Origin of the sequence: Campylobacter taeniopygiae, from assembly GCF_005406225.1 — a bacterium.
GTDB classification, from domain to species: Bacteria; Campylobacterota; Campylobacteria; order Campylobacterales; family Campylobacteraceae; genus Campylobacter_D; species Campylobacter_D taeniopygiae.
The window spans coordinates 1-4,468 of record NZ_NXLY01000031.1 but is presented as its reverse complement, the minus strand read 5'-3'; the positions used below and the strand labels follow the sequence as shown (position 1 = coordinate 4,468).

The window sequence follows — 4,468 nt, the reverse complement described above, 5'->3', positions numbered from 1 at the left end:
AATCTCAGCTTGCACTACAGATAAAAACTTTCCTTTAAAAGTAAGCTTTACCCCTACTAAGTTTAAATACGATCATAGTTTTGATCCTAAGGAAGGGTTAGGAAGTGAGAGTAAGGAATATGATTTAGAATATGAAAAACCTATTTTTTATATTGATTATAAAATTGACTATGAGCAAAAAGACTTTATACCTATTCATTCTATGAAAATTTTAGATGAGGAATTAAATTCAAACGATGATGGCATAAAAGAATATGAACTCGAAATTAGTAAAGCTAAAGAACTTGATGATTTTTTAAAATCTCAAGAGCTTATTAAAAATCTATTACAAGATTACACCACTAAAGAAAATCTTTATAAATTTATGGATATTACACTGCAAAATCATACAAAATTTTATATTTTTATCATTCCTAAAAATACTCCAAAAATATTTAAAAAATATTATAAAAATAATGAAAATTATCAAAAAAATAAAGCTTATGGGGTGGGAAAATTTAAAATTTTAGATAAAATTAATATCTATGATGATAAAACAAGTAAAAGTATTGAAATTTATTTAGCACCTCATGAAGCTAAGCGTATAAAAATTATTTTTAATGAGAATTTATACGACAAATCAACACAAACTTCGGTTTTTTATATAAGGTAAAACAATGAAAAATGCTATAAATATTCACTCCATTGTTCATAATCTTGATTTTAGTGAAATAAAACAAAAAATTCAAAAGATTGCAGAATGCGATCAACTAAAAAATGTTACTGTTATAGCTCCTAATGCATTTATAGCACAACGCATTTCTAATTTACTTAAATACGATGAGGGTAAAAAAGAAAAAATTAAATTTTATACTTGGGAAAATATCGATTTTAATACTCTTTTTGATGAAAAAATTGAAATGGATTTAAAAGGTAAAACACAAATAAAGAGGAATGATTTTAAAATCACTATACCGATTCAATACCTTAAAAATAAAGCTTATTCAAATCCTTTGGTGAAATTTTATAATGCAGTGATAAATGATCCAAGTGCTAGAAAAATAATCAATAATGAAATGCTGGAAATTAAAAAAGAAGTAGATTTTATAAAGAATTATCCAACAGCAAGTTACTATCTAAACGCACAACAATTATTTTGTCCTAATGAAGACATATGGACAAAATTAAAACAATACGAACATCCTACTTTTCAACTTTGTTTTACGCTATTATTAAAACGAAGCAATTTGTGGGGTAAAGAAAATATTAGCAAAGAAGAAGCAGAAAAAAATCAAGCTTTTATCTATCTTAATAAACTTTGCGATGATATCAAAAATGATCTTGCTTTGCTTAGTCAAAGAAATATTTTTGCCAAAGAAGATGAACAAAAATTTGAAAAAATTCTTGATGATACTTTTGATGAAATTAAAAAGAATTTAATCAAAGTTTTAGAAGATGGAGATAAAGACCAAACAAGAACTCTTTGGCTAATAGGTATAACTATAACAGCAATTATTGTAGGTATTGCAATAAGCATTGCTACTCTTGGAACGAGTACTTTGGCTATAGCAGCGACCTTAGGGGCATCAGCTTTTGATATTGGGATGGATTTTGATGAAATTGCAGACTATGAAGAAGAGAGAGAAAAAATGAAAGCAAGCAAATTTTATCTTCCTTTTGCTGTACCTCTGATGAAAATTTTGTTTGAGGATATTTCTTATATTAGCGCTCTTTGTTCAACGCAACTTTACTCTTGTATGATTTTTTATGATAATAAATTTTTAGATTTAAGTGCAATTAATCTTTCATGTTTTTTTAAAAAAAGTAAAGATACAGTTAATCAAAACACCTATATTATAGAAGGAGAATGTGACCAAGATTTAAAATACTGTATTCTTCAAAATTTTGGTATTGCTACAGACAAACTAGTACAAACAAAAAAAGATGAAAAAAAACAAGATAAGTTAGGAAATATTAGCGCTCTTTATACTTTTAATCCCAACATTAATGATTTTTCAAAAAATTATCAATGTGCTTTAGATCTTTATGAAGAACAGGATAAAGATTTTAAAAATTTTGTATTTATAGAACAGCCTCAATTCTTATCAAGAGGTTTAGCAAAACTGATTAAAAATGATATCTCAAAGAATAATAAAAGCTCTAAACAAAATAAAAACTACCTTTTAATCTCGCAAGCACCACACAATACTATGGCAAATTTAAGTCAAAGTATTACCGAAGAGATCTTTAAGACAAATATCATAAGACCTGAAGCTCCCAAAGATCAAACTCAAATAGATTATAGTAAATATGATCTTGAGCAAGATAAAAATTCCAAAGAATTTGTTTTACAACTTTCTCCTTTTGTAAAAGAAGGTGCTACTGAAGCTAGAGCTCTTGAAAATTGGTTTAAGAAAAATATTGATGATAGAAATAATAATGTAAAATTAGAAGAAATAGCTAATCATTTCTTAAGTACAGAATACAAAAAAAATATTGAAAATACTGAAAAGAAAATTAAAGAAAATCAAAAAAATCTTTATGAAACACTTTTGAATAATTCAACCCTTAAATCTTTTAATAAAAAACATTCTGGTAGCCAATTAAAGTTTTTACCTATAGGGCAAATTTTACAAGTTGGACTCATTATAGCTAGTGCAAAAATGCAAAATATCTCTATAGAGATATATACTAGTATAAGTTCATATGCGATGGCCACCAGTGGAACACCAGGTGCTGCGTATTTAATTTATTTGGAGGACATGCCTATTCGAATTATATCTCTAAACTATCCCAATAATTACAATATCGACCTAGAAGAACTTAGCGAACTTTTTTATAAAATAGCCATAGATAAAACTTTTTTAGAAAAACATAAAAATAAACTTCAAATAGGTGATATAGAAATAGATCTTAGTGAAGATTATAAAAGCATAGATGATTTTATTTTAAAAAAGATTATTCCAAAAGAAGAATGGGATTCTGCCTACGATGAAGTTAATTTTAAAAACTTACGCCTTAAAATTTTAAAAAAAAGTTTTGAAGATTTTATTGCTTCTATTGTCCCTTTTGCTGATGGTTTTGGAGAGGCTCTTGCAAAATTAGGACTTATATTTGCACTTACTGGTATTGTTACTATAGTTAAAAATTTTAAAAAATTTAGTAATTTTAAATCATTTAAAAAATACTTAAAAACACTAGGTAAAGAAAATATCAAAAATTTTCATCCGAGCTTGGCTGTTTTGTTGGCTATAAAAGAAGATTATAAAATTTTAAAAAATAATAAAGAATTTATAAAAAAACTTTCGCATTTTGGAATCGATAAATATGTTATCAAAGATACGGTTGATAATTTGCCATTTAATTCAAAAAAAAGATTTAATATAAAAGGACATCTTTTTACTTATGTAGAATTAGAAGGTGATAAAGATGCAATAAAAGCGAGTGCATACACTAAAAGAAAAGGGATAAAGAAGCATTTGGGCTTTTATCATCGAATGCGTTTTTTTGAGACTGTAGGTTCGTTAAAACAATTGGGTATAGGTGTTGGCATAAGTGTGATTAGTAATATAGCTAAATATATGATTAACGATAAATATAGAACTCACACAGAAGTTTTACTTGAAGAATATGACACTATGTTTTTTCTCAATCTAGAAAGACATCACCGCCCTTATGCTACAATAAGAGATGAATTTTTAAGCTATCCTTTGGCTATACATTCGAATTTTGCCTCTTACAATTTTTCCACAGCCTTATTTGGTTCAAGACTTGAAGCACTTTCTTTGGAGGTTTTTCCAAATATCATGCTCTATTCCTCAACTCAAAAAAAAGTAAGGCAGGAAGACGCTACCACTTCAGCAGTTTATACTATAAGAGAAATGGTAGTTAAAAAACTTCTTTCTTACATAGTGCCTGATGAATTAAGAGGAGGACAAGAAGATAAAGAATTTATGCGAGGAATCTTACAAAGACACATCACTAAAGAAGATATTATGAACCAATATTATTTAGATAAAAATTTTATCAATACAAATTTAAACCCTCCTCAAAGAGAAATAAAATTAGCTTTGATTAAAAAATTTCAAGGGCGGGATAAAGATACTGCTTTAAAGGCTTACAATGAACTCATTAAAATTCTTTCTGAAGTTATAGATGGAAATTTAAATGGCAAAGGTAAAGCGATACTTTCTAGTCTTAAAATCATAGGTAAAAATAATATCAAAGCTTTATATGTTGGAATCAATGATGAGAAAAAACAGGAAAATAAATTTTTTAAATCCAATCGGAGCAATGCTAATTCAAAAAAGACAAAGGAGGAAACTTCTGAAAAACGCCCACCTTTTTTAGGCAGATTAGCCACCACTATCATAGTAGAAAGGCCTTATTGATGAAAAAAATATTTTTAACTACCTTACTTATTTTTAGTTTAAGTGCTTGCAAAGGAGAGGATATGAACGATAAAGATATTAAAATGGTTTATGCACCT

Annotated in this window: 1 protein-coding gene and 1 pseudogene; both read left to right on the top strand. The window is 27.2% G+C overall.

All coding sequences use genetic code 11. From position 1 onward, the window contains the following. A pseudogene (locus tag CQA75_RS09250) lies at positions 1–652 on the top strand (hypothetical protein); the annotation flags it as partial. A gap of 4 nt (positions 653–656) precedes the next feature. Next, entirely contained in the window at positions 657–4,370 is a 3,714-nt protein-coding gene (locus tag CQA75_RS08680; protein ID WP_137624571.1) for a hypothetical protein, read from the top strand. The last annotated feature ends 98 nt before the right edge of the window (positions 4,371–4,468 follow it).

Excerpts from the sequence above, each read along its gene's own strand:
- CQA75_RS08680 (WP_137624571.1), top strand. The coding sequence starts at position 657 with ATGAAAAATGCTATAAATATTCACTCCATTGTTCATAATCTTGATTTT.